26 protein-coding genes are annotated in these 24,962 nt (G+C 60.6%); 13 read left to right on the top strand and 13 right to left on the bottom strand.

Annotated features, from left to right (window positions below):
- Nucleotides 1-12: 12 nt before the first annotated feature.
- Both rsmD and K7A42_RS05580 read right to left on the bottom strand, forming a co-directional pair.
- Nucleotides 13-570: a 16S rRNA (guanine(966)-N(2))-methyltransferase RsmD gene (gene rsmD, locus K7A42_RS05585; protein ID WP_004440217.1), complete on the bottom strand. Its 558-nt coding sequence runs from the start codon at nt 568-570 to the stop codon at nt 13-15.
- On the bottom strand, nt 551-2,494 hold the full coding sequence (locus K7A42_RS05580) for a pseudouridine synthase (protein ID WP_153776678.1): 1,944 nt from the start codon (nt 2,492-2,494) through the stop codon (nt 551-553). Before K7A42_RS05580 ends, rsmD begins: the two co-directional genes overlap by 20 nt.
- A gap of 71 nt (nt 2,495-2,565) precedes the next feature.
- Here K7A42_RS05580 and K7A42_RS05575 point away from each other — a divergent pair, with 71 nt between their 5' ends.
- Entirely contained in the window at nt 2,566-3,024 is a 459-nt protein-coding gene (locus K7A42_RS05575) for a nucleoside deaminase (RefSeq protein WP_004440213.1), read from the top strand.
- A gap of 50 nt (nt 3,025-3,074) precedes the next feature.
- Here the strand turns inward: K7A42_RS05575 and K7A42_RS05570 are convergent, their stop codons facing one another.
- The 4 genes from K7A42_RS05570 to K7A42_RS05555 form a co-directional block, all read right to left on the bottom strand.
- The gene (locus tag K7A42_RS05570) at nt 3,075-3,716 is read right to left on the bottom strand and encodes a hypothetical protein (RefSeq protein WP_004440212.1); all 642 of its coding nucleotides are present in this window, start codon (nt 3,714-3,716) and stop codon (nt 3,075-3,077) included.
- Between the two features lie 142 nt (nt 3,717-3,858).
- Entirely contained in the window at nt 3,859-6,762 is a 2,904-nt protein-coding gene (ileS, locus tag K7A42_RS05565; RefSeq protein WP_282454944.1) for an isoleucine--tRNA ligase, read from the bottom strand.
- A 280-nt stretch (nt 6,763-7,042) separates the two neighbouring features.
- Nucleotides 7,043-8,023 carry a bifunctional riboflavin kinase/FAD synthetase gene (locus tag K7A42_RS05560; protein ID WP_107339075.1) on the bottom strand — a complete coding sequence of 327 codons (981 nt, stop codon included), beginning with the start codon at nt 8,021-8,023 and terminating at the stop codon, nt 7,043-7,045.
- 57 nt (nt 8,024-8,080) lie between these two features.
- Nucleotides 8,081-8,929: a TIGR01459 family HAD-type hydrolase gene (locus K7A42_RS05555; protein WP_004440197.1), complete on the bottom strand. Its 849-nt coding sequence runs from the start codon at nt 8,927-8,929 to the stop codon at nt 8,081-8,083.
- A gap of 457 nt (nt 8,930-9,386) precedes the next feature.
- On the opposite strand from K7A42_RS05555, the gene groES reads away from it, so the two are divergent.
- The 4 genes from groES (at nt 9,387) to K7A42_RS05535 (ending at nt 13,472) form a co-directional block, all read left to right on the top strand.
- Nucleotides 9,387-9,683, top strand: a complete 297-nt coding sequence (groES, locus tag K7A42_RS05550; protein ID WP_004440196.1) for a co-chaperone GroES — start codon at nt 9,387-9,389, stop codon at nt 9,681-9,683.
- Nucleotides 9,684-9,756: 73 nt separating this feature from the next.
- Nucleotides 9,757-11,391 (top strand): chaperonin GroEL, encoded by a 1,635-nt coding sequence (groL, locus tag K7A42_RS05545; RefSeq protein WP_004440194.1) that lies wholly within the window; start codon nt 9,757-9,759, stop codon nt 11,389-11,391.
- Nucleotides 11,392-12,437: 1,046 nt separating this feature from the next.
- On the top strand, nt 12,438-12,878 hold the full coding sequence (locus tag K7A42_RS05540; RefSeq protein ID WP_035211498.1) for a hypothetical protein: 441 nt from the start codon (nt 12,438-12,440) through the stop codon (nt 12,876-12,878).
- Between the two features lie 147 nt (nt 12,879-13,025).
- Nucleotides 13,026-13,472, top strand: coding sequence for a DoxX family protein (locus K7A42_RS05535; protein WP_004440191.1), 447 nt, complete (start codon nt 13,026-13,028; stop codon nt 13,470-13,472).
- A gap of 62 nt (nt 13,473-13,534) precedes the next feature.
- Here the strand turns inward: K7A42_RS05535 and hisG are convergent, their stop codons facing one another.
- Genes hisG through hisS form a run of 4 tightly spaced genes read right to left on the bottom strand, consistent with a single transcriptional unit; the run spans nt 13,535 to nt 17,261 of the window.
- On the bottom strand, nt 13,535-14,227 hold the full coding sequence (gene hisG / locus K7A42_RS05530) for an ATP phosphoribosyltransferase (protein WP_004440190.1): 693 nt from the start codon (nt 14,225-14,227) through the stop codon (nt 13,535-13,537).
- The gene (locus K7A42_RS05525) at nt 14,224-15,348 is read right to left on the bottom strand and encodes an ATP phosphoribosyltransferase regulatory subunit (RefSeq protein WP_282454943.1); all 1,125 of its coding nucleotides are present in this window, start codon (nt 15,346-15,348) and stop codon (nt 14,224-14,226) included. Before K7A42_RS05525 ends, hisG begins: the two co-directional genes overlap by 4 nt.
- A 16-nt stretch (nt 15,349-15,364) precedes the next feature.
- Nucleotides 15,365-15,733 (bottom strand): VOC family protein, encoded by a 369-nt coding sequence (locus K7A42_RS05520; protein ID WP_006699502.1) that lies wholly within the window; start codon nt 15,731-15,733, stop codon nt 15,365-15,367.
- Nucleotides 15,734-15,737: 4 nt separating this feature from the next.
- Nucleotides 15,738-17,261, bottom strand: a complete 1,524-nt coding sequence (gene hisS / locus K7A42_RS05515; protein WP_072494018.1) for a histidine--tRNA ligase — start codon at nt 17,259-17,261, stop codon at nt 15,738-15,740.
- A 234-nt stretch (nt 17,262-17,495) separates the two neighbouring features.
- On the opposite strand from hisS, the gene K7A42_RS05510 reads away from it, so the two are divergent.
- Genes K7A42_RS05510 through K7A42_RS05490 form a run of 5 tightly spaced genes read left to right on the top strand, consistent with a single transcriptional unit; the run spans nt 17,496 to nt 19,604 of the window.
- A complete protein-coding gene (locus tag K7A42_RS05510) occupies nt 17,496-17,723 on the top strand; it encodes a DUF6290 family protein (RefSeq protein WP_107339072.1) in 228 nt (75 codons plus the stop codon).
- Entirely contained in the window at nt 17,707-17,976 is a 270-nt protein-coding gene (locus tag K7A42_RS05505) for a type II toxin-antitoxin system RelE family toxin (protein ID WP_107339071.1), read from the top strand. The genes K7A42_RS05510 and K7A42_RS05505 overlap by 17 nt, the downstream gene beginning before the upstream one ends.
- Before the next feature lie 6 nt (nt 17,977-17,982).
- Complete coding sequence (locus K7A42_RS05500) at nt 17,983-18,747, top strand: hypothetical protein (RefSeq protein WP_282454942.1); 765 nt, start codon at nt 17,983-17,985, stop codon at nt 18,745-18,747.
- 41 nt (nt 18,748-18,788) lie between these two features.
- A complete protein-coding gene (locus tag K7A42_RS05495) occupies nt 18,789-19,172 on the top strand; it encodes a hypothetical protein (protein WP_282454941.1) in 384 nt (127 codons plus the stop codon).
- Nucleotides 19,173-19,229: 57 nt separating this feature from the next.
- Entirely contained in the window at nt 19,230-19,604 is a 375-nt protein-coding gene (locus K7A42_RS05490; protein ID WP_022555684.1) for a DUF305 domain-containing protein, read from the top strand.
- Between the two features lie 146 nt (nt 19,605-19,750).
- Here K7A42_RS05490 and K7A42_RS05485 read toward each other — a convergent pair whose 3' ends face one another.
- The gene (locus tag K7A42_RS05485) at nt 19,751-20,668 is read right to left on the bottom strand and encodes a LysR substrate-binding domain-containing protein (protein WP_004440182.1); all 918 of its coding nucleotides are present in this window, start codon (nt 20,666-20,668) and stop codon (nt 19,751-19,753) included.
- An 81-nt stretch (nt 20,669-20,749) separates the two neighbouring features.
- Between K7A42_RS05485 and K7A42_RS05480 the strand changes: the two genes are divergently transcribed.
- A complete protein-coding gene (locus K7A42_RS05480) occupies nt 20,750-21,793 on the top strand; it encodes a YeiH family protein (protein ID WP_282454940.1) in 1,044 nt (347 codons plus the stop codon).
- Between the two features lie 14 nt (nt 21,794-21,807).
- Here the strand turns inward: K7A42_RS05480 and K7A42_RS05475 are convergent, their stop codons facing one another.
- Nucleotides 21,808-22,251: a hypothetical protein gene (locus K7A42_RS05475; protein WP_282454939.1), complete on the bottom strand. Its 444-nt coding sequence runs from the start codon at nt 22,249-22,251 to the stop codon at nt 21,808-21,810.
- Entirely contained in the window at nt 22,248-22,877 is a 630-nt protein-coding gene (locus tag K7A42_RS05470) for a DNA-3-methyladenine glycosylase I (protein ID WP_004440176.1), read from the bottom strand. The genes K7A42_RS05475 and K7A42_RS05470 overlap by 4 nt, the downstream gene beginning before the upstream one ends.
- Nucleotides 22,878-23,111: 234 nt before the next feature.
- Between K7A42_RS05470 and K7A42_RS05465 the strand changes: the two genes are divergently transcribed.
- Nucleotides 23,112-23,888, top strand: a complete 777-nt coding sequence (locus tag K7A42_RS05465) for a L,D-transpeptidase (protein WP_112766546.1) — start codon at nt 23,112-23,114, stop codon at nt 23,886-23,888.
- Nucleotides 23,889-24,151: 263 nt separating this feature from the next.
- Entirely contained in the window at nt 24,152-24,811 is a 660-nt protein-coding gene (locus K7A42_RS05460; protein ID WP_004440172.1) for an outer membrane beta-barrel protein, read from the top strand.
- Nucleotides 24,812-24,962 lie beyond the last annotated feature (151 nt).

The following is a 24,962-nucleotide window of genomic DNA, read 5'->3' as shown; positions in this document are numbered from 1 at the left end:
GGGCACTCCCCGTCAGGGCTCGTAGCGGTAGAAATGCATCTTCGTGTCGCCGAAGATACGGCTTTCAAGCAGCTTAAACGCCGGATCGACATTGACCGTCACATCGCCGCGCTCTTCCAGAATGGCAAGCGCGCCGGCGTTGAGCCAACCGCCACTATGGGCAGCCGCGAAAGCCTTTTCGCCATGGCCATAGCCATAAGGCGGATCGGCGAAAAGAAGATCGAACGGCTCGATATTGTTGACGCCGCCGAGCTTGGTGGCGTCACGCCGCAAGATGCGGGCGCGGCCATGCAGACCCAGCGCATCGATATTTTCCCAAAGCAGACCCCTGCCCTCGACGCCGTTTTCGACGAAGAGCGCCACACGACAGCCGCGCGAAAGCGCCTCCAGCCCGACCGCACCGGTTCCGGCGAAAACGTCCAGAACACGCGTGCCATCCAGACTTTCCGGATAGGCATGGCTCAGAATGTTGAAGAGGCTTTCCCGCGTCCTGTCGATGGTCGGACGAATGGAATTTGTTTTCGGCGCGGCCAAGCTCCGGCCGCGGAACTCACCGCCTACGATCCGCATTACGTGTCATTCCCCTGCCTCCAGAAGGTTTGCCACCCGGGCCCTTGCCGCCCGGCTTACTACCGCCGGGGCCCTTGCCGCCAGCGCCTTTTCCGGAAAACCCCGAACGTTCGCCACGCTCGCCCGATTTTCCGAAGGACGGCTTGCCAAAGCCGGGTTTGCCGCCCGGCTTGCCGCCGCGGGGCTTGTCACCCGCTGGCCGCTCGCCGCGGGCGCGATCACCGTCGTCACGAGGTCTGTCGCGGAACGGACGGTCACCGGCGGGTCTTTCCCCCCGGGCGGTGCGATCGCCGAAACTCTTTTCGCCACGTGGGCGGTCGCTGCGCGGACGGTCACCGTCTTCGCGCGGGCGGTCACGGAAGGGCCGGTCGCCGAAGGGTTTGTCGCCCCGGGCCGGACGGTCACCAAACGGCTTGGCACCACGCGGGCGGTCGCCATCTTCACGGGGACGGTCGCGGAACGGCCGATCGCCGAACGACTTGCCGCCGCGTCCGCCACGATCGCCAAAATTCTTCTCGCCACGTGCGGAGCGATCGCCACGGCCCTGCCCGCGGTCATCGTCGCGGGTGGGTTCGGAACGAATCCACTCACCGTCTTCATCGGCATGGCGCACGAGGCTGCGGCGGGCTTCGTCCTGCGCAGAAGGCTTCTTGAACAGGCTTTCCGCCTCAGCACGGGCCGAAGACTTGCGTTCCTTGCCGTCACGGGTCGGCTTCGCACCAGGCGCCATCCAGACATTGGCCGTGCGGCTTGTGCCGGCAGGCTGGCGGGGGCGGCGGTCGTCACCCTCATCCTCGGTGCGGCCCTTGGCGCCGAACTTGCCGGCAGGCTTGGAGCCGAACTTGCCGGCGGGCTTGTCGCCCCGCTTGGTGTCGAGGCGGCCAAGCGCCTTTTCACGGCGGTCCTCGGACTTGCCGCCTTTTTCGAAGCGTGGCTTGCCTTCCGGCGCATCGCTCTTTGCCCATTCGGCCTTCGCGGGCCGCTTCGGCGCGTTGTCTTCCTCGTCCTCAACGGGGGCATTGTAGATCGGCGCATCGAAATTGGCGCCCGCCTGTTCGATCAAGCGCGGGCCGAGCTGGTCGCGCAGCATTCGGCCACGCACTTCCAGCACCTTGCCTTCGGGCAGATCACCCAGCTGGAACGGACCGTAGGAAACACGGATCAGACGGTTGACCTCGAGGCCGAGCGCGCCGAGCACGTTCTTGATCTCGCGGTTCTTGCCTTCGCGCAGGCCCATGCTGATCCAGACGTTGTGGCCCTGGGTACGGTCAAGCGTGGCGTCGATCGCGCCGTAGAGCACGCCATCGACGGCGATGCCTTCCTTCAGCTTGTCGAGCGCCGCCTGATCCACCTCACCATGGGCGCGCACGCGGTAACGGCGCAGCCAGCCGGTGGTCGGCAATTCCAGAACGCGGGAAAGACCGCCATCATTGGTAAGCAGCAGCAAGCCTTCGGTATTGATATCGAGGCGGCCGATGGAGAGGACGCGCGGCAGGTCGCTCGGCAGATTGTCGAAAACGGTCGGGCGGCCTTCCGGGTCGGAATTGGTGGTCACCAGACCGGCGGGCTTGTGATAAAGCCACAGCCGCGTGCGCTCGGCGCCGCGAATCGGCATGCCATCCACTTCGATCTTGTCCGACAGCGTGGCGTTGACGACAGGCGTATCCAGCTTGACGCCGTTCAGCGACACGCGGCCCTCCATGATCATGCGCTCGACATCGCGGCGCGAAGCCACGCCGGCGCGCGCCATGATCTTGGAAATGCGCTCGGGCTTCGAGGCGCCAACGGTTTCCGGCACCGGGGCGGCCTTTGCCTCGGCAGGTTTCTTTTCGCGCTCGGCTGCAGGTTTGCCGGGGCCTTTCGGCTTCCTGTCTCGGCTAAATGTCTTGCCGCCGTCACGCTTCGGCTTGTCTTTAAAAGTCATTTGCTGTTTGCCTGTTGTTTGGGCTGTCCTATCAGGTCCAAGCACAAGGGTTAAGAGGAAATTGAAACGCAATGGCCGAAAGGACGCATTTCATGGAGCTGGCGCTTTGGGAAGCCCGTGCCGCCGGCGAGCGGCAGGAGGTTCCAATCGGCGCCGTACTGGTACTGGACGGTCGCGTCATTGCCCGTTCCGGCAACCGCACCCGTGAATTGAACGATGTGACGGCGCATGCTGAAATCGCCGTGATCCGTATGGCCTGCGAGGCGCTGGGACAGGAACGCCTGCCCGGTGCCGATCTCTATGTGACACTGGAGCCTTGCACCATGTGCGCGGCGGCAATTTCATTTGCCCGTATCCGTCGGCTCTATTATGGCGCGCAAGACCCGAAGGGCGGTGCAGTGGAGAGTGGCGTGCGGTTCTTCAGCCAGCCGACATGCCATCATGCGCCGGATGTTTATTCGGGACTGGCGGAAAGTGAAAGTGCTGACATCCTGCGGCAATTTTTCCGCGGGAAACGTCTCGACGACTGAGCGACTCGCGGGAGGCGTAAGCCTTCCCGCCAGCCATCAACCATTCGCGATTACTGGAAGGGGTTCCACCAGCTCTTGCCGGTGCCGGCCATTGCCGCTTCTTTCTTGCGGCGCTTTTCCTTTTTCTGCTCCGGCTCGCCGAGATCGGTCAGCTGATCCTGCGGAACGCTGCGATATTCGGCCGGCGGATCGGTGAGGAACTTGCGCTGGGCGTTGACCACAGAGCCGCCCTGGGCTTCGGCCTTGGCCTTGCGGAAGGCTTCCCACTTCTGGCTTTCGGTCATCTGACCGGCGGTGCCGTTGCCGGCGAGCAGCGGCGAACGATAATGCGGGTTGTTCTTGTTGGCATCCGCCTCATCGCGCAGGCGTTCGCGGGTTTCTTCCGGCGATTCGACCCATTGCGGGTTGTTTTCGCGGCTCGCCATGTTCTGCTGCGGCTGAGCCAGCTGCTCGGCACGGGCCTGGGCGGGAACGACGAGGCCCGGGCGAGGACCATATTTCAGGTTGCGCTTGGTCTGGTCGCCGGTGATCGAGGTTGCGTTGCCGAGATCGTCGACAAGCTGTTCGGCTGCCGTCTTGCCCGTACCGTAGGTCGGGCTCGTGCACGCGCCGAGCAGCACGCCTATCGTCGTGACGCCAACCACTGTGCGAAACATGCCCAAACCCTGCGCATTACCCTGCATCGTCTTCATTGAAACCCTTCCAGCCGTCCGTCCCACTTCGCCAGACATCGTCTTTCGGCAGGCGGCAGCCCGCATTGCCCTGTAAATCCGGCCATTTTCAGGCAGGTGTACCGGATGAAGAGGCAAAGCGCAATTCATCCGGCCATTTTCATTATGCCAGGGCCGCAAGCTCGCGCAGGGCGGCCGCATCGCGCGCCGAGACATCGGGATAATCCGGATCGGACCCGACATCGGTGGTGATGCGCCACGAACGCGCGCATTTTTCACCTTCCGCTAGCTTCTGCTCGACCACGACCTTCGGAACTTCCGGCAGGCGGAAACCGTCGGCAGGGCCTTCGTCACCCACAACCGTAATGGCCGAGGTGATGCAAATTTCGGCGAAGTCCTGATCCTTCAGCGCGGCCAGAAGATCGGCGTCGGCGATGTGGACGACCGGAGCCGCTTCCAGCGAAGAACCGATGCGCTTTTCACGGCGCTCGACTTCAAGCGCGCCCGTCACGACGGTGCGGACCTTGCGGATTTTCTCCCACTTCGCTTCCAGCGCATCATTCTTCCAGTTTGCCGGGATTTCCGGGAACTGGGCGAGATGCACAGACTCCGCATCCGGGTAGCGCGACAGCCACGCTTCTTCCGTGGTGAAGGGCAGCATGGGGGCAAGCCACGTCACCAGGCAATCGAACAGCTTGGCGATGACCGACAGGGCCCCGCGGCGCTTCAGTGACGACGGCGCGTCGCAATACAGCGTGTCCTTGCGGACGTCGAAATAGAAGGCCGAAAGCTCGACATTGGCAAAGTCGATCAGCGCACGGGTGATCTTCTTGAACTCGAAGCCGTCATAACCTTCGCGAACAACGCCATCCAGTTCGGACAGGCGGTGCAGCACCAGCTTTTCCAGCTCCGGCAGATCGTCATAGGCGATCTCCTCACCCTTGTAATGGGCGAGCGTACCGAGCATCCAACGGATGGTGTTGCGCAGCTTGCGATAGGCATCGACATTGGTCTGGATGATGGCCTTGCCGAGGCGCTGGTCTTCCCAGTAATCCGTGGTCATCACCCACAGGCGCAGGATATCGGCACCCGACTGGCTCATGACTTCCTGCGGAGCAACCACGTTGCCGAGCGACTTCGACTGTTTGCGCCCCTGCTCGTCCATGGTGAAACCGTGGGTCACAACGGCATTGTAAGGCGCACGGCCGCGCGTCGCGCAGCTTTCGAGCAGCGACGAATGGAACCAGCCGCGATGCTGGTCGGAGCCTTCGAGATAGACATCCGCCGGCCACTTCAAGTCCGGGCGATCTTCCAGCGTGAAGGTGTGAGTGCAGCCGCTGTCGAACCAGACGTCGAGGATGTCCATGACCTGTTGCCACTTGGCATGGTCGTGGTCATTGCCAAGGAAGCGTTCCTTGGCGCCTTCGGCGAACCAGGCGTCCGCGCCTTCGGCCTCGAAAGCCTCGAGGATGCGGGCGTTGACGGCTTCGTCGATCAGAACTTCACCTTTCTCGTCGGCGAAGACGGCGATCGGCACGCCCCAGCTGCGCTGGCGCGACAGAACCCAGTCCGGGCGGCCTTCGATCATGGCGCGCAGGCGGTTCTGGCCGGAAGCCGGCACGAAGCGGGTCTGGTCGATGGCGGAAAGCGAACGCGAGCGCAGCGTCGTGCCGTCGCCCAGTTCCTTGTCCATATAGACGAACCATTGCGGCGTGTTGCGGAAGATGACAGGCTTCTTGGAGCGCCAGCTATGCGGATAGCTGTGCTTCAGACGGCCGCGGGCAAACAGGTTGTTTTCCGCGATCAGCGCCTTGATGACGCGGTCATTGGCGTCACCCTTCTTGCCGTTATCGTCCATGACACGGGCGGCACCGCCTTCGGCCGACGGGCCGAAACCGGGGGCGTCTTCGGTGTAGAAACCGTCATCGCCGACCGTGAACGGGATCTTGGAGGAGATACCGCGCGCTTCCAGATCGCGCGCCTGCGCCATCCACGCGTCAAAGTCCTCGCGGCCATGGCCGGGGGCTGTGTGCACGAAGCCGGTACCGGCATCGTCGGTGACGTGATCGCCATCGAGAACCGGAACAGGGAAGGTGTAACCCAGCGATGCCAGCGGGTGGGCGCAGGTAACAGCGGCGAGCTCCTCCGCCTTCACATCGCGCAGGCGTGTGAATTCGAGCTTCGCCTTGGCAAAGCATTCGGCTGCCAGCTTGTCTGCGAAGACGAGCTTTTCGCCCGGCTGCGGTCCGAAATCATTGGCCGCCGCCGTGACCTCATAAAGGCCATAGGCGATGCGTGACGAAAACGAGATGGCGCGGTTGCCGGGGATCGTCCACGGCGTGGTCGTCCAGATGACGATGGAAGCGCCGTCAAGCTCGGCAGAGCCTTCAACGACCGGGAACTTCACCCAGATCGTGTCACTCTCGACGTCATGATATTCGACTTCCGCTTCCGCCAGCGCCGTGCGTTCGACAACCGACCACATGATCGGCTTGGAACCGCGGTAGAGCTGGCCGCTCTTGGCGATCTTCAAAAGTTCGCCGGCGATACGGGCTTCCGCGTGGAAGTTCATCGTCGTGTAGGGGTTTTCGAAGTCACCCTCGATGCCGAGGCGCTTGAACTCCTCCGACTGGACCTTGATCCAGCCGGCTGCGAACTCACGGCACTCCTTGCGGAATTCGTTGACCGGAACCTCGTCCTTGTTCTTGCCCTTGGCGCGGTAGGCTTCCTCGATCTTCCATTCGATCGGCAGGCCATGGCAATCCCAGCCGGGCACGTAATTGGCGTCGTAACCGCGCATCTGGAACGAGCGGGTGATGACGTCCTTCAGGATCTTGTTCAGCGCATGGCCGATATGGATGTTGCCGTTGGCATAGGGCGGGCCGTCATGCAGCACGAATTTCTCGCGGCCGGCGGCCGAGGCGCGCAGCTTCTTGTAGAGACCCATTTCCTGCCAGCGCTTCACCGTTTCCGGTTCTTTCTGCGGCAGGCCGGCGCGCATCGGAAAATCCGTCTGCGGAAGATAGAGGGTGGTGGAGTAGTCCAGTTTTTCTGCGGTGTCGCTCATGATCATACCGTTGTTGCGCGCCGTGCGGGCCGCGCCATATCAATTCCAAAGAGGGCAAATTCGGAAAGCGCCACGTCCGTCTGTCACAGAAGCGCCAAAATCCCGGACCTTCCGGCTCTCTCAGAGCGGGCGGAAGGCCGGGCCAATAATTCGGCCAATCTGAACTGCAAATTTCAACCGGTATTGGGACATGGCCGGTTGTTTATGCGGTTTTCCGGTAAAAAGGAAGAGAAAAGCGACGGCAAGGGGCGGGCGAGTAAGGACATGCCCCGCAGCCTGCTCAAAACGCGATCTTCGCATCCACTTCGCTCAGCGGCTGCACACCCGACAGCATCGCCCTCGCCTCTTCTTCATCCCGCTTGATCTGCGCCACGAGCGGATCGAGACCATCGAATTTCAACTCATCGCGCAGGTGGCCGAAGAAGGAGACCGAGCAGACCTCGCCATAGAGATCGCCCGAAAAATCGAAGACGAATGTTTCGAGCAACGCCGCGCCGTTGTCCGTGACCGTCGGGCGATAGCCGAAGCTCGCCACGCCGTCGCGGATCGAGCCATCGGGTCGGCGGAAGCGGACGGCATAGATGCCGGCCTTCAGTTCCGTTTCCGGCGCCAGCGCCATGTTGGCGGTGGGGTAACCCAGCGTGCGGCCAAGCTTCTGGCCGCCGATGACTTCGCTTTCCACCGTGAAACGGTAACCAAGCAGGCCTGCGGCGCCCGCCACATCACCCTCGCACAGAAGCGAGCGTATCCGGCTGGAAGAGACGACATCCGCGCCCTCGTCGCGGAAAGCGTCCACTAGCGTCACATCGAAGCCATGGCGTTTTCCGGCTTCCATCAGGAATGCCGGCCCACCTTCCCGGCCCTTGCCGAAATGGAAATCGAAACCGGTGACGACGGCGCTCGCCTGCAGCCAGTCAATCAGGATGGACTGGACGAACTCTTCCGCCGAGCGCTGCGAAAACTCGCGGTCGAACGGATATTCGATGACCGAGCGGAAACCGATGGCCTCAAGGATGCGCGCCTTCAATGGCGCAGGCGTGAGGCGAAAGACCGGCGTATCGGGCCTGAACACGGAACGGGGATGCGGCTCGAAGGTCAGCACCAGCGCGGGGACGCCGCGGGCTTCCGCCAGTTCCAGCGCGCGATCCAGCACGGCCCGGTGGCCGCGATGCACGCCATCGAAATTGCCTATGGCGACGACGCCGCCACGAAGAGCTTCGGGCAGCGGCTCTTTTTTTTCATTGCGGTGAAAGACGGTCATGACAGTCGATCCATTCCAGCGCCAGCTATTCCCGAGGCGAGACGTAGAAATGCGTCCTCAGGCAAGTCGGGGCATCCACCAGCCGGGTGAAGCGCCCTGCCCCTTGAGATAGGCATTGAGAAGCGCCTCGTCCGTCTGGCCGTTCAGCGTATATTCGGCGACGTGAATACCGCCGCTGATATAAAGAAGGTTGAGACCGCTCGCAATCGCGCCCTTCACATCCGTCGGCATGCCGTCACCGATGGCGAGAACGCGATCCTTGGCGAAGGCACCGCGCACTTCCTTGGCCGCTGCAAGGCAGGCCTCATAGATCGGCGCATGCGGCTTTCCGGCGATGCGAACCTCGCCGCCAAGCTGTTCGTAATAGGCGGCCATGGCGCCGGCGCAGGGAATGATGCGCTCGCCGCGCTCCACCACCAGATCCGGGTTGGCGCAGATCATCGGCACGTTGCGGGCAATAAAGCCCTTAAGCATTTCGGTATAGTCCTCCGGCGTCTCCGTCTCGTCGTCGAAGAAGCCGGTGCAGACCACGGAGTCCGCGTCGGCCTCGCCAACCACCTCGACATCGAGACCCTCCAACAGCGGCATGTCCCGCTGCGGTCCCAGCAGGAAGACTTTTCTGGGGCCTTCCGCGATCAGGCCACGCGTTACATCGCCTGAGGTGACGATGCGGTCATAGGCCTCGTCGGGCACGCCGAGCACACGCAGCTGGGCGATGACGCCGGGCGCGGGACGCGGTGAATTGGTGATGAGAACCACGGTCTTGCCGGCCTCGCGCGCGCTTCTCAGGGCAATGGCCGCGTCCGGAAAGGCGCTGACGCCATTGTGCAGCACGCCCCAGACATCCGACAGGATAACGTCGAACCCATCAGTGATTTCGCCGAGAGTTTGAATGCGGTGGGCCATGAGATGCTTTCCGGATGCGAGAAGAGTGTGTGCGTCACATCGCAAAGCGGGACGCCGATGGCAAGGAAAAAAGCGCCGCCGGTCCGGGCGTCGGACTGAACGGAATGGCGCGTCACACTCGACGTCATCCTCAGGCTTATCCCGCGCATCCAAACCCGTCACGAAAATCAATGCGTTGGCAGATCATATTCCTGGGACAAGCCTGAGGAAGACAGCGGCGCGCTTTTCGAGCCTTCCAGCCTCCCGATGTGAAGCTTCATAGCATCGCGCAGACATAGAAATTCCTGTCACGGAACGCTGGTAACCATAAGCCACGAAATTTTTCAGACAGGGCGTTCTTGACTCCGGAAGAAGCCCTCCTTATCTCGGTTCCGCTGGCACTCGATAAACGAGAGTGCTAACACCCATCAGGCGAGTTCCAAAAGCTCGCGCAGTCATTTGATCGAGGGATTAGACAATGACAAGCACCAATTTCCGCCCGCTTCACGATCGCGTCGTTGTTCGTCGCGTTGAGTCCGAAGAAAAGACCAAGGGCGGCATCATCATTCCCGACACCGCCAAGGAAAAGCCGCAGGAAGGCGAAATCGTCGCCGTAGGTTCCGGCGCACGTGACGAAGCCGGCAAGGTCGTCGCTCTCGACGTCAAGGTTGGCGATCGCGTTCTGTTCGGCAAGTGGTCGGGCACCGAAGTCAAGCTCAACGGCGAAGACCTTCTGATCATGAAGGAAGCCGACATCATGGGCATCATCGGCTGATTTCGGCCACCCCATCCTTCCTTAAATTTCAAGCCGGACCCCGTCCGGCCATTCGAAACCAGGAGTTTTGAAAATGGCAGCCAAAGAAGTAAAATTCGGCCGCACAGCACGCGAAAAGATGCTCAAGGGCGTCGACGTTCTTGCTGATGCAGTGAAGGTAACCCTCGGCCCGAAGGGTCGTAACGTCGTTATCGACAAGTCCTTCGGCGCTCCGCGCATCACCAAAGACGGCGTTTCGGTCGCCAAGGAAATCGAACTGGAAGACAAGTTCGAGAACATGGGCGCACAGCTCGTTCGCGAAGTTGCCTCCAAGACCAACGACATCGCCGGTGACGGCACCACCACCGCGACCGTTCTGGCCCAGGCCATCGTTCGCGAAGGTTCCAAGGCAGTCGCTGCCGGCATGAACCCGATGGACCTGAAGCGCGGTATCGATCTGGCCGTTGCTGAAGTCGTCAAGGACCTTCAGGCCAAGGCCAAGAAGATCAACACCTCTGAAGAAGTTGCGCAGGTCGGCACGATCTCCGCAAACGGCGAACGTCAGATCGGTCTCGACATTGCTGAAGCAATGCAGAAGGTCGGCAACGAAGGCGTCATCACCGTTGAAGAAGCCAAGACCGCTGAAACCGAACTCGAAGTCGTCGAAGGCATGCAGTTCGACCGCGGCTACCTGTCGCCCTACTTCGTGACCAACCCGGAAAAGATGGTGGCTGACCTCGAAGACGCCTACATCCTCCTGCACGAAAAGAAGCTCTCGAACCTCCAGGCCATGCTGCCGGTTCTCGAAGCTGTCGTTCAGACCGGCAAGCCGCTCGTCATCATCGCTGAAGACGTCGAAGGCGAAGCTCTTGCAACGCTCGTCGTCAACAAGCTGCGTGGCGGCCTCAAGATCGCTGCCGTCAAGGCTCCTGGCTTCGGCGATCGCCGCAAGGCCATGCTGGAAGACATCGCCATCCTGACCGGTGGTACCGTCATTTCCGAAGACCTCGGCATCAAGCTCGAAAACGTTACGCTCGACATGCTCGGCAAGTCGAAGAAGGTTTCGATCTCCAAGGAAAACACCACGATCGTTGACGGCGCCGGCCAGAAGTCCGACATCGAAGGTCGTGTTGCCCAGATCAAGGCCCAGATCGAAGAAACCACCTCCGACTACGACCGCGAAAAGCTGCAGGAACGCCTTGCCAAGCTCGCTGGCGGCGTTGCCGTTATCCGCGTTGGCGGTTCGACGGAAGTCGAAGTGAAGGAAAAGAAGGACCGCATCGACGACGCTCTCAACGCGACGCGCGCTGCCGTTCAGGAAGGCATCGTGCCTGGTGGTGGCGTGGCTCTGCTGCGTTCGTCCACGAAGATCGCCGTCAAGGGCGAAAACGACGACCAGGAAGCTGGTATCAACATCATCCGCCGCGCCCTGCAGGCTCTGGTTCGCCAGATTGCAGACAACGCTGGTGACGAAGCTTCCATCGTTGTTGGCAAGATCCTCGAGAAGAACGAAGACAACTACGGCTACAACGCCCAGACCGGCGAATATGGCGACCTGATCCAGCTCGGCATCGTCGACCCGGTCAAGGTTGTCCGCACGGCTCTGCAGAACGCAGCTTCGGTTGCTTCGCTGCTGATCACCACCGAAGCCATGATCGCCGAGCTTCCGAAGAAGGACGCTCCGATGCCGGCAATGCCGGGCGGCGGCATGGGCGGCATGGACTTCTAATCAGTCCTGTCACCGGAATAATGAAAGGGCGGTCTTCTGATCGCCCTTTTTCGTTGGCCGCCCATGCCCCTTGAGTGGTCCGGCGTCGCCAGCGCGCCGGACGGGCGGCATGGACTTCTAACCAGTTCTGCCATCGGAATAATGAATGGGCGGTCTTCGGATCGCCCTTTTTCTTTGGCCGCCCATGCCCCTTGAGTGGTCCAGCGTCGCCAGCGCGCCGGACGGGCGGCATGGACTTCTAATCAGGCCTGTCACCGGAATAATGAAAGGGCGGTCTTCGGATCGCCCTTTTTTCGTTGGCCGCCAATGCCCCTTCAGTGGTCCGGCGTCGCCAGCGCGCCAGACGGGGCGGCATGGACTTCTAATCAGGCCTGTCACCGGAATAATGAAAGGGCGGTCTTCGGATCGCCCTTTTTCGTTGGCCGCCCATGCCCCTTGAGTGGTCCAGCGTCGCCAGCGCGCCAGACGGGGCGGCATGGACTTCTAATCAGTCCTGTCATCGGGATAATGAACGGCACTCGTCGGGTCGGCCTTGTCCCCTGACCGAAGAGAAAAGAGCGCAGTTTGTGAACCTCGACGCCAGGCTGAGCAGAACGTCGGCACTTCCCAGAGAGATGCCTCGTAAAATCAACCGGTTGCACAATTTCGAAGGCCCACGCGGAAGGGCTCAAATATTGTCCCGTTTTGGAACAGCGCCGCATTTATCCCGCCGTTTTTTTGCGGCTCATGGAATATTGCGGTGGCGCTGCTGCGAATCATCATCACCACGGGACTCGATATCGGCGCCAAGTGACCTGTAAGTACGCTATTTTAGTTGTGGCTTTTCACAAGTCTCGCGGTTTTGAAGAAGAAATACATATTATTTTTATATTTCTCACTGACTGGTTGTTGTAGGTAGAAGAAAATAAACTATAAGCAGCCCCCGTAAGGGTGCCGCGACGGGACGCAAGCATTGAAGGGGTTTCGATGCCTGGCAGATACGTCCGACTGCGGATGGCGGTGGAAGTTCGACCCGGCGATAACGCTTCAAAAGCGGCGCCGGCGCGATGTTCATACGGGGGCGCGAATTGTTCGAAATATCAAGACGCAACGATGCTTTGCCCGCGGCGGCTCCCACCACACCGGATCCACGGACTTTGGCGCGTTTCTTCATTTCGGAAGAATGGAGCAGTGAGCTTTCGAGCGGTGTCATCCGGCTCGGCGAACACGCATCTTTCATGCATGGCCTGCCGCCGGGTGAGTGCGGCCTGCTCAGCCTCGTCCGCTGTTACGACCGCGCTGACCACGCCCGGGTGCTGGAACTATTCGAACAGGCTTCTTCCGCCCCCTCGCGTTTCTGCTTTTCAACCGGCATCTCGATGTTGCCGGCCCTGCGGCAACCGGTCATCTGCATGGGTGAATCCTTCAATTTTGAAGATGGCCAGCCCGGTCGTATCACGGGACTGTTCCTGTTTCCCCGTTTCGAAGACATGCGCTTCGCCGCCTGATATCCTGTTTCCAGTTTCACCATCGTTCACAAAATAAAGACAATTCGTCTTCTGTTGTTCATCTTTATGGGCGAATGATTTTCAGTCATTGATATCTCCAGACATTGCCCCAACCGGCGAAACGCCGATCATTTACCGGAGATTTCCATGTCCAGCAGCCAGAACGTTCTCGTTCTTATTGCCCGCATTCTGCTTTCCTTCATCTTTATCTATGCCGGCTTCGGCAAGCTGACCGATCCGGCCGGTACGGCCGGCATGATCGCCGGTGCCGGCATGCCTGCCGCAACCGCGCTTGCATATCTCGCAGGCCTCTTCGAACTCGTGACCGGCCTTGCCATTCTCGTCGGTTTCCAGACGAAAATCGCCGCCTGGGCGCTTGCCGTCTTCTGCGTCTTCACCGGCCTCGTTTTCCACAGCGGCACCGTTGCCGTTCCCGGCTGGCCTGACCCGGCGCTTGGCTGGATCAATGCGCTGAACGGCATCATGCTGATGAAAAACATCACCCTGGCCGGCGCTTACATCCTGCTCGCCGCCTTCGGTCCCGGCGCTTATTCCGTCGATGCAAAGCGCGGCGTCGCTCTGGCTCACGCTTAATTCAGGCGTCCCGCTAACGAAAAAGCCGCTGGAGCGATCCAGCGGCTTTTGTGTTTTGATGCTCAGACCGCCGCCCTGATGCGCGACGCGATCTCCTCAATCCTTCCATCGCCGTCATGTTCCGGTTTGCGGGCGCGGACAAAGCAGGCTTCCGAACGCACGATGATACCGTCCGAGAGAATTTTCAGATGGTTGGCTTTCAGCGTCGAACCCGTGGAGGTGATATCAACGATGATATCCGCCTGCCCCGCCGCCGGCGCGCCTTCGGTGGCACCGAGGCTTTCGACGATGCGGTAAAGCTGGATGCCGTGCTGGCGTGAAAAGAACTGCTGCGTCAGCCGCCAGTACTTGGTGGCGATGGCGAGCCTTCGACCATGGCGGGCGCGGAACTCCGAAGCGACATCACCCAGATCTGCCATGCTGTCCACATCCAGCCAGATTTCCGGCACGGCGACTACGACGTCGGCATGTCCAAAACCGAGACGGGCGCAGAATTCCACCTGCGCATCGGCATTGGTCAGCCCTTCACGCACAAGGTCCTCCCCGGTCACGCCGAAATCCACCGTGCCGGCGCCGATCTCGCGGGCGATTTCTGACGCCGACAGATAGGCGATCTCGATATCGTCGCGCCCTTCGACGCGGCCGCGATAGGAACGATCATTGCCGACGGCAGCGACTTTCAGCCCGGCGCGTTCCAGAACGGCGGAGGAGTCTTCCTTCATCCGGCCCTTGGAGGGCAATGCGATGGTGATCATGGCTTACTCCCGCGCACCGTTTCGATGCGATCCAGCCAGAGCGAGAAGCCCACGGCCGGTATTTTTTCCTGTGCGCCGAGCAGCGTCAGCAGCCGGTCGAAACGGCCGCCACCGGCGAGAACACTATCTCCACCCGCTTCCACCACCTCGAAAACAAGGCCGGTATAATAGTCGAGCGGACGACCGAACGCCGCGCCATAGGTGACGGTTTCGAGGTCAACGCCCGCGTTAGAAAGAGCTGCGACACGTTTGTCGAAAGCGGAAAGCGCTCCGTCCAGTTTCAGCTTCGCCTTCGCAGCAAAATCGGCCAGAACCTGCGAGGCCTGCTGCAAAGGCGCCTTCAAAGCGAGGAACTGCTTCAGCAGCGCAAAGCTGTCATCCGGTAGACGTGTGGCCGCAAGGGCCAGTTTTTCCCGCAGGCGGCGGGCGATTTCCTGTGGTGAACGGCTTGCATTGGTGGAGTAGCCGGTTTCCTGCATCACCGTATCGAGATAATCGACCAGCACCGCCTCATCCCCCGTCGCCAATAGCCCGGCGACGCGGGCGTCCAGCCCGGTCATCGGCTTGGGATGCATGAGGCTTTCCAGCAACGCGTCAAGCTGCGCCATGTCACCGAAGGCCTGTACCAGCCGCTTCTGCCAGCCGAGCGGCAGGCCAAGGGCGGCAACAACCGCCTCGAACACCTGTTGATCGCCCAGGGTGACGGCAAGCGCCCGGCCCGGCAGCAGACGCTGCAGAATCCCGGTGGCATCGATGACGGCACGCGCATCGGCGGCAGCAATATCGGTATCGCCGAGATCCTCGATGCCGGCCTGATAAAATTCGTTCGCACCTTCGCGGCGCTGGCGGAAGACTTCACCGAGATAGGAATAACGTTTGGGTGTGCCGGTCGCCGTCTCGATATGGCGCAGGCAGACGGGAATGGTGAATTCGGGCCGCAGGCACAGGCTCTCACCCGTCTCGCTTTCCGTCATGAAGATACGGCGGCGCAAATCCTCGCCAGCCATATCCAGAAACGGTTCCGCAGGCTGGATGACGGGCGTGTTCACGCGACTCGCGCGGCGGGCGGCGAATTCTTCCAGTAGCTCTCCGGAAAACTCCGGCATGTCGATCAGGGGCATGGAACGGTACTTTTCGTCACGGTTCGAGCGGCTGCATCATTTCGATGCGGTTTCCGAAGGGATCATGGACATAAAACCGGTGATATCCCTCAAGCGGTTCATCCTCAACCACATGGCAGCCCGCTGTTTCAAGTGTTTTTCGCAAGTCTGCCAAGTCATCGACCAGAAACGCCGGATGGGCTTTTTTCGCCGGTCGGAAATCCTGCTCGATGCCCAGGTGCAGTTTTATCGAACCCCGGCTGAACCAACAGCCGCCGCGGGCAACCAGATTGGCCGGTTTTGCCTGTTCCGCAAAGCCGAGCAGGCTCCCGTAAAAAGCCCGCGCCTCTTTTTCACGGCCAGCCGGCATCGCCAGTTGAACATGGTCGAGCGCAAAGATCCCCATGGCTTCAGCGCCCTTCGGCGGCGCGGCGAACGTCCTCTGCCTGATGCTCCAGAATCTCGCGGACCTTTGCCACCAGCTCGGCCTCCGGCACGCTGACCTGGGCCACACGCGCCTCGCGCCAGCTGGCATTGTCCTCGATCTCGCCGGAGAGGCGCTTGCCTTCGATCAGGTCCTTGATCTGCACCACGCCTTCGGCGCGCTCGTCACCGCCCTGAATGATGGCAATGGGGGAACCGAGGCGGTCGGCGTATTTCAGCTGGTTGCCGAATTTCTTCCAGTTGCCCTGATACATTTCGGCGCGGATGCCTTCGGCCCGCAGCGCCTGGGTGAAGCGCTGATAACGGCTCATACTCTCCACATCACCATCCATGACGGTGATGAGAACGGGTGCGAGCGGCTTCACCTGGCCGAGCTTGCCGAGGTTCTTCAGCGCCGTCATCAGACGCGAGACGCCGATGGAGAAGCCCGTGGCGGGAACCGGCTGGCCCATGAAGCGGGAGACGAGGCCGTCATAACGGCCGCCGCCGCCGACGGAGCCGAACACGACCTTTTCGCCCTTTTCGTTGGTGACGTCGAAGGTGAGCTCGGCCTCATAGACCGGGCCTGTATAATATTCGAGGCCGCGAACGACCGAGGGGTCGATCTTGATGCGATCCGCATCGTAACCGGCACTGGAGACCAGAGCGCCGATGATGTTCAGTTCATCAACGCCTTCCTCGCCTTTCGAGGTGCCCGCGACCAGTTTCGCCAGATCATCGGCGCTCGCCGCATAATCCTTGATGCCGACGAAAAACAGGACCTTTTCGATCTGCTCGTCACCGAGACCGGCACCCTTAGTAAAGTCACCGGACTCGTCCTTGCGGCCGGGGCCGAGCAGCAGCTTTACGCCTTCAGGACCAAACTTGTCGAGCTTGTCGATGGCGCGCAGCACGTTCAAACGACGACCGGCATTTTCCTCGCCGCCGAGACCGATGGCTTCCATGACGCCATCGAGCACCTTGCGGTTGTTGACTCGGATAACGTAATCGCCGCGCTTGATGCCGAGTGCTTCCAGCGTATCCGCCATCATCATGCACATTTCGGCATCCGCCTGCACGCCGGATGCACCCACCGTATCGGCATCGAATTGCATGAACTGCCGGAAACGGCCTGGGCCGGGCTTTTCATTGCGGAAGACATAACCGGCGCGATAGGTGCGGTATGGCAGCTGGATTTCGTTGAAGTTTTCGGCCACATGGCGTGCGAGCGGCGCCGTCAGATCGTAGCGCAGGCTCATCCACTGGTCGTCGTCATCCTGCAACGAAAACACGCCCTCGTTCGGACGATCGCTGTCCGGCAGGAACTTGCCGAGCGCATCGGTATATTCGAACTGCGGCGTTTCGATCGGGTCGAAACCGTAAAGCTCATAAACCCTGCGGATCTTGTCGATCATCTCGTTGGTGGCATGGATATCGGCAGCCGAGCGGTCCACGAAGCCGCGCGGCAGGCGGGCTTTCAGTTTCTGAGGCTTTTTTGCTTTTTCGCTCATGATGCCGATCCGATATTTTCCTGAAATTATGCCGGTGTTAAAGCGCGCCGCGCTTTAAATTCTGTTTCTACGCATGTCTTTATCCCAAAACCGCTGCGCACTTTTGGGAGACATGCTTTAGAGGATGAAGCCCTGTGCGGCAAGCCGCAAAGGCTCCGGTTTTACTGGCCGCGAAGGACAAGTGATGCTATATGGGATGCATGTATCCCATTTTAGTCGGAAAGGACGCAAGCGATGAGCAAACAGACGGCCATCCGCCTCCCGGATGAGACCTATGAGCGGCTGAAAGCGCTTTCCGAGCGCACCGGACGCACATCTGCCTATTACATTCGCGAGGCGATCGAGAAGCATATCGAAGATATGGAAGATCTTTATCTCGCCGAAGAGGCGACGCGGCGCCTCCAGCGCGGTGAATCAAAGGTGATAAGCGCCGAGGAGTTCTGGCGTGATCTGGACAATTGAATACGATAGTCTTGTCCAGAAAGAGATGCGGAAAATCGATCCGCAGGCCCGTCAGCGTATCCGCGCTTTCCTTCAAGAGAGAGTAGCGGCGCTAGACAATCCGCGCCAGACTGGTGCCGCCCTGCAAGGCTCCGAACTCGGCAATTATTGGCGCTACCGGGTGGGCGATTATCGCATCATCTGCGATATACAGGATCACAAGCTAATCGTGCTGGTGGTCGAAATCGGCCATCGCCGAGAAATTTACCGTTAGGCATTCATGATCCTCGAAGCACTGCAATATGCCGCGACACGCGCGGTCACGCCGAAAGAATTCCGGCCGCATATCCGCTATTCCGTCAATCTCTGGGCACGCGCCAATCGTTGCGCCAAAGCCTGGGCGGAGCATGAAAACAACAGCCGGCAATTCGTGCTGCAATCGGCGAGAAAGCTGAAGCAGAGACGGACCGCCGTGGTGCTGGGGTCCGGCCTGTTGCGGGATGTGCCCCATGAGGCGCTGGTGGCGATGTTCGATACCGTCGTTCTGGTCGATCTGGTACATCTCGCCAGCGTGCAGGCGAAGTTGCGGCTCAATGCCAAAAAGAACGTCCGCATCGCCAATCGCGATCTTTCCGGCTTCGATGATCTCATGGCCGGCCGACCGGCGGAACCGCTCGATTTCCTGCGGCGGGTGCCCTATCTCGATTTTGTCGTCTCGGCCAACCTGCTGTCGCAGATCGGTACGGGGGCACAGCATCGGCTGGAACGGCAGAAAATAGCGGCTGCGCCTGATGATCTCCTGCCGAAACTCATTCATACGCATCTCGATGCGCTGGCCGGTCTGCCCTGCAAGGTGTGCCTCGTGACGGACACCGCCTTTGACGTCATCGGCAAGGATGGAAGCCTGCACCAGTACGAAGACCTGCTGCACGGCATTGAGCTTCCCGCGCCCGCCGCTGCATGGGAGTGGCCGCTCGCGCCGCTTGGCGAGGAAAGCAGGGATTATCGCATCGTGCACCACGTCATTGCACGCGAACTGACCTGATCGTCATGCTTATTCCATAATTTCAGCGGTAACTTCACATCATGTCCCATGTGGTCCGCACATTGATGTTCCTTGCCTGCCTGCTTTACGGCGCGATGCCGGCGCAGATGGCGATGAGCATGCCGACAGGCATGGTTGTTTCCTCGCAATTGCCGATGAAACATCAAGATACCCAATCACACCCGCAAGATCACGGTTCTCAAACGCCTGCGGAGAATGCCGCTCATGAAGCGGGAACGGGCGGTTGCTGCCCCCACGGCAACGATGCTTCACATCCGGATTCCTGCGCCGCCTGCCTGATCGTGGTCCCACGAATGATCTTTGCCGATGCCGGGCGGATGGCATTCGCCTATCCGAAGCCGCAACGCGGCACTGTCTTTGACGGCAAGGCTTTCGCGCCGCCGCTACCGCCTCCCCGCGTCTGACCGCAGATTTTTCAGACCGACTTTCGAAAAATCCGTCAGACACAGGAAGGATAATCCATGTCTATCAAGACCATTACGCTCGCCGCCGCTTTTGCGGCCTCTCTCGCCATGCCCGCTTTTGCACAGGACGCCGGCGGCCATGCCGGACACGACATGTCAAAAGGCAGCATGAGCGACAGCGCCTCCGCCCAGGCCTTCATGGAAGCCAGCAAAAAGATGCATGGCAATATGGCAATCGATTATAGTGGCGATGCCGACGTCGATTTCGTGCGCGGCATGATCCCGCATCATCAGGGGGCGATCGATATGGCCAAGGTCCAACTGCAATACGGCAAGGACCCGGAAATCCGCAAGCTGGCCGAAGAAGTGATCAAGGCGCAGGAAGGCGAAATCGCCATGATGAAGGCCTGGCTGAAGTCCAGGGGCAAGTGATTGCTACTGTTGAAGGGGAGCGCCGGCTATGGCGCTCCTCCGGCAACTTTGCGGCATATTTCTTCCCCCGGCGGGGAGGAGAAACTTGCGACAGCTTTCCCATACAACGGCGAACGCGCGAACGCCGCCTGCCACCCCGCGCTTTACTATAACCCCGCAAGACCGGCCTTGTAATCCTCCGATGCCGCGCGGCTGAGGCGTTCCAGCTCCATGGCTGCCCGGCTGGTGTGGCGTTCCTTGTGGCGCAACAAAGCGAAGTTGCGGGCGGGCAAATCAATACCAGCGCGAACGAGCAGGCCTTGCCGCAGGAAGAGGGATGCCACTGAGGCTGAAACCGCCGTCGCAGCCCCGCCGGAGCGTGCCGCCATCACCACCGCCTCGTTGGACGGCAGTTCAAGCATGACCGAGAGTTCACCCGGATCCACGCCCATCTGCCGCACCGCCGCCTCGAAGGCGGAGCGGGTGCCGGAGCCCTGCTCGCGCAGAACCCATGAAGTGCCGTAGAGGATATCCAGCGCGGTGAGATAACGGCCATCGGCAAAGGGATGGGCGGAGCCCGTGACGACCAGAAGCTTGTCAGACACCACCGGCTGCACCATCAGAGCCGGCTCATCGATCCTGCCTTCAATGAAACCCACCTCCGCAAGACCGTCCAGCACCGCCTGCGTCACGGTCTTGGTATTGCCGATATCCAGCCGCACGGTGACACCGGGATAGAGCTTCTTAAACTGCATCAGGATCGGCGGCAGCCAGTAGCTCGCAATGGTCTGGCTGGCGCAGACGGTGATTTCGCCGCGCGTCAGCCCGCCCATTTCGGAGAGAATTAGCTCCGCATTGCGCACACGCGCCAATGTCGCCTTTGCTTCACCCAGAAACACCCGGCCGCTTTCAGTCAACTCAATGTTGCGTCCGACGCGGTGGAACAGTTCGACATTATAAAAGGCTTCGAGATTTTTGATGGCGGAGCTGACGGCGGAGGCGGTCAGACCGATGGCTTCCGCAGCCCTTGTCAGGTGCTCGCGTTCGGCTACGGCTATGAAAATACGGAGCTGCTCAAAGGTCATGGTTTTTCATTCGATTTTATCGAATAATATATGCCATATTATTTGATAGAATAAAACAGGCTGCTGCGGCATGGTCTGGTCATGGCCCAACATCGCACCCTTGCTCATCCCTTCCAGTTTTCGCTCCGCTGGCTCGCCCCGCTTCTTCCGGGCATTCTCCTCTGTGCGGCCGTCAGCTGCGCCGCCATTCTGGCGGAGCGCTTTCAGGTGCGGCTTGCGGGCCATGCCTGGCTTGGCGATCTCGTTCTCGCCATTCTGATCGGGACCATGCTGCGTTCGCTGGTGGCTCTGCCCGCAGCCGCTTCCGCCGGCATAAAGTTCAGCGCCAAGACCCTGCTTGAAATCGCCGTGGCGCTTCTCGGTGCATCGCTCAGCCTGTCCATCCTCAAGGGCGCGGGCGGTCTGCTGATAGGCGGCATTGCGCTGATCGTCGCGCTGTCACTGGTCGTCAGCTATGCCGCCGGGCGGATGCTCGGCCTCCCGCCCAAGCTCGCGACGTTGATTGCCTGCGGCAATTCCATCTGCGGCAATTCCGCCATTGCCGCTGCGGCCCCCGCCATCGGCGCCAAGCCGGAAGATGTCGCCGCCTCGATTGCCTTTACCGCGGTTCTCGGTGTCGCCGCCGTGCTTTTGATGCCATTCCTGCCGCAGCTTCTCGGGCTCGACGCCACCCAATACGGCATCTTCGCCGGGCTTACGGTCTATGCCGTGCCGCAGGTTCTGGCCGCCACCGCCCCGCTTGGCGCGATTGCCGTGCAAACCGGCACCATCGTGAAGCTCATCCGCGTGCTGATGCTGGGACCTGTCATCGCCACCCTCTCCGTCGTCCACGGCCGGTCGGACAAGGGACGCCTCAGATTGCAGCAGATGGTTCCGTGGTTCATCATCGGCTTCGTGCTGATGATCATGGCCCGGTCATTCGGTTTCATACCTGAAGTCCTGCTTGCCCCCGTCGCCTCTCTCTCAAACATCCTCACCATCATGTCGATGGCGGCGTTGGGCCTTTCGGTCGATATCCGCAGCCTTCGCCACGCCGGCGGCAAGGTCATCCTCGCTGCCAGCCTGTCTCTCTTGCTGCTCGGTATCCTGAGCTTTGGCCTGATCATATTGACCCAGACGACCTGAGCCAGCTTCCGGCTTTATTCGCCGGCGCTGACAGTAAGTGTATAATGCGCACCGAGCCCGCGGCGCGGCGAACCGAGAATGAGCGTCGGGCGAATCAACCACTCGGTATCTGCCTTTGGTGTCAGCGTCGCCACCTTGCCCTGGGAATCGCTGAAGAAAATCGCATCTTCATCCGGGGTCGAAAAATCGAAGATCGCCATCAACACGAATTCGCTCGAGGCGGCAAGCTCGACCTTCACCGTCTGCCCTGCCTTCACCTTCAGACGATAAACATCGCCGCGCCCGCGACGCGTCCAGCCCTCGAGCTTCAGCGGGCCGGCCGGTAGCAACGCCACCTCCTTAAGCCTTTCGCCGTCATCCAGCCAGATACCGTCAACGTTGCGGCCTTCCGCAAAGGAGGGGTGCGGCACGGCGGCCATGGCCATGGCAAGCGCCAGGAGAAGGGGGGTTACCTTCATGGACGTACAAACTCCCGCCGCATGACCTCTATCGGCTGGCGGCAATGACAGCCTTCGATATGGTCGTTGACCATACCCATGGCCTGCATGAATGCATAGACGGTCGTCGGACCGACGAAGGTCCAGCCCCGCTTCTTCAGATCCTTGGAAAGGCGGATGGAGGCGGCGCTGGTCGGGTTGGCCCTTAAAGTCGCATAGTCCAGCCTTTGCGGCCTTTCTGCGGCAGCCGGTTCGAAACCCCAGAAATATCGGGCGAGCGACCCGAACTCGTCCCGCAGAGCCACGGCGCGGCGGGCGTTGTTGATGGTGGAAACAATCTTGCCGCGATGGCGGATAATGCCCTTGTCGGCGAGGCAGCGCTCGATATCGGCCTCGCCGAACTCGGCCACTTTTTCGAACTCGAAATTGGCGAATGCAAGACGGAAAGCCTCCCGCTTGCGCAGCACCGTCAGCCAGGAGAGGCCGGACTGAAAGCCCTCCAGGCAAATTTTCTCAAACAGGCGGCGATCATCGGTGACGGGATAACCCCATTCCTCGTCGTGATATCGGCTGTAATCCGCAAGCCCCTGCTGCCAGAAGCACCGAACAAGGCCATCCGCGCCCGTTTCAAGTCCCGCCTCGATCATTTCCGCGACCACCTTTTCCACTCCGCCTGCGACCACTTAAAGACTGCACTTACCACTCATTCACCACGTTTCAAAACGGGGTGCTAACCCTAAAATCAGCTTTCCTTAATCAAGCGCTTTTTAATGAACAGCCATTTACGATTCGCTGGCGTCAAGGTGCGAACGTGTTCGGCAAAGCGGGAGAATGATCCCGCAAATCCATAGTTGCGACGTCCCGCAGAGAGAGTCCACCCGATGACGATGAAGTCCGTTTTCCTGGCGTTGAGCCTTGTTTCCACCCTCGCCGTCCCTGCCGCCATGGCCAATGAACGTTATCGCGAGCGTCCGCCCGTCGTCGTCAGCCCGGATCTTTCCGCGCCATGGGTAACCCAGCTCGGCGGCCGCGGCAACGTGCGCCCCGTTGTCTATCCGCGCGCACCTGCCGCGCGCCAGCCGTTCTTCCAGCAGCGTCAGGCCGCAATGCCGCAGCGACCCAGCTCCGGCGTCACATCGCAGCGCCCGGCACGGGTGCAGAATGCCGCCGTACGCCCCAATCCGCCGGTGCGTACCCAGATCGCGCCGCAATTCCTGCCGCAGATCGTCACCTATCCGACCAATGAAAAACCCGGCACTATCGTCATCGATACGCCGAACCGTTTCCTCTATCTCGTGCTTGCCGATGGCAAGGCCCGGCGTTATGGCGTCGGCGTCGGCAAGCCCGGTTTCGAATGGGCTGGAACTCACAAGGTGACCCGTAAGGCGGAATGGCCGAGCTGGACCCCGCCGAAGGAAATGATCACCCGAGAGGCGGCAAAAGGACATTACCTGCCGGCCTTCATGGAAGGCGGCCCCGCCAACCCGATGGGGGCGCGCGCCATGTATCTCGGCTCGACGCTTTACCGGATCCACGGCACCAACCAGCCCTGGACGATCGGCAGCAACAATTCCTCCGGCTGCATCCGCATGCGCAACGAGGATGTCACCGATCTCTATGAGCGCGTCAACGTCGGAACCAAGGTCATTGTGATATGACGGCAACGGTTCAGCCTTTCCGGCCGCTTCGGAACCGGCGTATCGGCTTATCCGCTTGAATTACCGCCCTGCGGCGGTACAATCCGGCTCACTTCAGCGGAATGAGACTTGGCGGGGGACGCCAGGCGCCGAACCTCTCTCAGGGGGATGACGGAACGGCCTTAAAGCGGGTGGTCAATCGACCGCCCGTTTTTCGTTTCTGTCATTCAAATGTTATCAAAAAACGGTTTGGTGAATTACTGATATCAATCTGGATTCACTTCATGCCGCGCCATACTTCATTTGTTTGCGCCCTGCTCTTCAGCGGCGTTTCCTTCTCTGCCGCAATCGCGGGCGAATTCGAAATTTCCGGTTACGGCGGCTGGCAAAGCGCACCGCACAGCGATGTGAAAGTTTCCGACGGTCCCGATTTCCGCGCCGGATGGGAAGGCAAGTCCTTTTCCAACCCGCCCTACTGGGGCGTTCGCGGCACCTACTGGTTCGATGAGGGTCAGCTCCGGAATTTCGGTATCTCGCTCGATTTCACCCATGACAAGGTCTATGCCGATGACCAGACACTTGCCCGCTCAGGCTGGTCGCATTTCGAATTCACCGACGGCCTGAACCTACTGACGCTGAACGCGCTCTACCGCTTTCCGCTGGAATCCCTGCCGATCACCCCGTACGTCGGCGCCGGCGTCGGCATCAACGTGCCGCATGTGGAAGTGTACCGCCCCTCGGGCAAGACTTTCGAATACCAATTCGGCGGCGCAACGCTGCAGGCGCAGGCCGGCCTCAGCTACCGCATCACCGACAGCTGGTCGACCTTCGTGGAATATAAGGGCACCTATTCCTTCGTCGATGTCGATATTGACAACGGCGGCTCGTTGAAGACCGACATCATCACCAATGCGGTGAATTTCGGTGTGGCGTATAAGTTCTAGTGGTGGCTTGGGAAGCGGGGCGCATCCTGGCAGCCGGTGGGCATCCCCTCACCCTCATTCCCTGTGCTTGTCACAGGAATCTGGGCGATGCGCGTCCGCGTGACGGAAAGAATCTTCTCGGCCCAAGGACTGGCTGGATCCCCGTGACAAG

Origin of the sequence: Agrobacterium sp. InxBP2, from assembly GCF_026191755.1 — a bacterium.
Classification (GTDB): Bacteria; Pseudomonadota; Alphaproteobacteria; order Rhizobiales; family Rhizobiaceae; genus Agrobacterium; species Agrobacterium pusense.
This window is presented reverse-complemented; position numbering and strand designations above follow the sequence as displayed.

Excerpts from the sequence above, each read along its gene's own strand:
- K7A42_RS05495 (WP_282454941.1), top strand. The coding sequence starts at position 18,789 with ATGTCCCATGTGGTCCGCACATTGATGTTCCTTGCCTGCCTGCTTTAC.
- K7A42_RS05510 (WP_107339072.1), top strand. The coding sequence starts at position 17,496 with ATGAGCAAACAGACGGCCATCCGCCTCCCGGATGAGACCTATGAGCGG.
- K7A42_RS05465 (WP_112766546.1), top strand. The coding sequence starts at position 23,112 with ATGACGATGAAGTCCGTTTTCCTGGCGTTGAGCCTTGTTTCCACCCTC.
- K7A42_RS05525 (WP_282454943.1), bottom strand. The coding sequence starts at position 15,348 with ATGCCCCTGATCGACATGCCGGAGTTTTCCGGAGAGCTACTGGAAGAA.
- K7A42_RS05490 (WP_022555684.1), top strand. The coding sequence starts at position 19,230 with ATGTCTATCAAGACCATTACGCTCGCCGCCGCTTTTGCGGCCTCTCTC.
- K7A42_RS05460 (WP_004440172.1), top strand. The coding sequence starts at position 24,152 with ATGCCGCGCCATACTTCATTTGTTTGCGCCCTGCTCTTCAGCGGCGTT.
- K7A42_RS05540 (WP_035211498.1), top strand. The coding sequence starts at position 12,438 with ATGTTCATACGGGGGCGCGAATTGTTCGAAATATCAAGACGCAACGAT.
- rsmD (WP_004440217.1), bottom strand. The coding sequence starts at position 570 with ATGCGGATCGTAGGCGGTGAGTTCCGCGGCCGGAGCTTGGCCGCGCCG.
- K7A42_RS05560 (WP_107339075.1), bottom strand. The coding sequence starts at position 8,023 with ATGACCGTCTTTCACCGCAATGAAAAAAAAGAGCCGCTGCCCGAAGCT.
- K7A42_RS05480 (WP_282454940.1), top strand. The coding sequence starts at position 20,750 with ATGGCCCAACATCGCACCCTTGCTCATCCCTTCCAGTTTTCGCTCCGC.
- K7A42_RS05570 (WP_004440212.1), bottom strand. The coding sequence starts at position 3,716 with ATGAAGACGATGCAGGGTAATGCGCAGGGTTTGGGCATGTTTCGCACA.
- ileS (WP_282454944.1), bottom strand. The coding sequence starts at position 6,762 with ATGAGCGACACCGCAGAAAAACTGGACTACTCCACCACCCTCTATCTT.
- hisS (WP_072494018.1), bottom strand. The coding sequence starts at position 17,261 with ATGAGCGAAAAAGCAAAAAAGCCTCAGAAACTGAAAGCCCGCCTGCCG.
- hisG (WP_004440190.1), bottom strand. The coding sequence starts at position 14,227 with ATGATCACCATCGCATTGCCCTCCAAGGGCCGGATGAAGGAAGACTCC.
- K7A42_RS05580 (WP_153776678.1), bottom strand. The coding sequence starts at position 2,494 with ATGACTTTTAAAGACAAGCCGAAGCGTGACGGCGGCAAGACATTTAGC.
- groL (WP_004440194.1), top strand. The coding sequence starts at position 9,757 with ATGGCAGCCAAAGAAGTAAAATTCGGCCGCACAGCACGCGAAAAGATG.
- K7A42_RS05485 (WP_004440182.1), bottom strand. The coding sequence starts at position 20,668 with ATGACCTTTGAGCAGCTCCGTATTTTCATAGCCGTAGCCGAACGCGAG.
- K7A42_RS05555 (WP_004440197.1), bottom strand. The coding sequence starts at position 8,929 with ATGGCCCACCGCATTCAAACTCTCGGCGAAATCACTGATGGGTTCGAC.
- K7A42_RS05575 (WP_004440213.1), top strand. The coding sequence starts at position 2,566 with ATGGCCGAAAGGACGCATTTCATGGAGCTGGCGCTTTGGGAAGCCCGT.
- K7A42_RS05470 (WP_004440176.1), bottom strand. The coding sequence starts at position 22,877 with ATGATCGAGGCGGGACTTGAAACGGGCGCGGATGGCCTTGTTCGGTGC.
- K7A42_RS05475 (WP_282454939.1), bottom strand. The coding sequence starts at position 22,251 with ATGAAGGTAACCCCCCTTCTCCTGGCGCTTGCCATGGCCATGGCCGCC.
- K7A42_RS05500 (WP_282454942.1), top strand. The coding sequence starts at position 17,983 with ATGATCCTCGAAGCACTGCAATATGCCGCGACACGCGCGGTCACGCCG.
- K7A42_RS05520 (WP_006699502.1), bottom strand. The coding sequence starts at position 15,733 with ATGGGGATCTTTGCGCTCGACCATGTTCAACTGGCGATGCCGGCTGGC.
- groES (WP_004440196.1), top strand. The coding sequence starts at position 9,387 with ATGACAAGCACCAATTTCCGCCCGCTTCACGATCGCGTCGTTGTTCGT.
- K7A42_RS05535 (WP_004440191.1), top strand. The coding sequence starts at position 13,026 with ATGTCCAGCAGCCAGAACGTTCTCGTTCTTATTGCCCGCATTCTGCTT.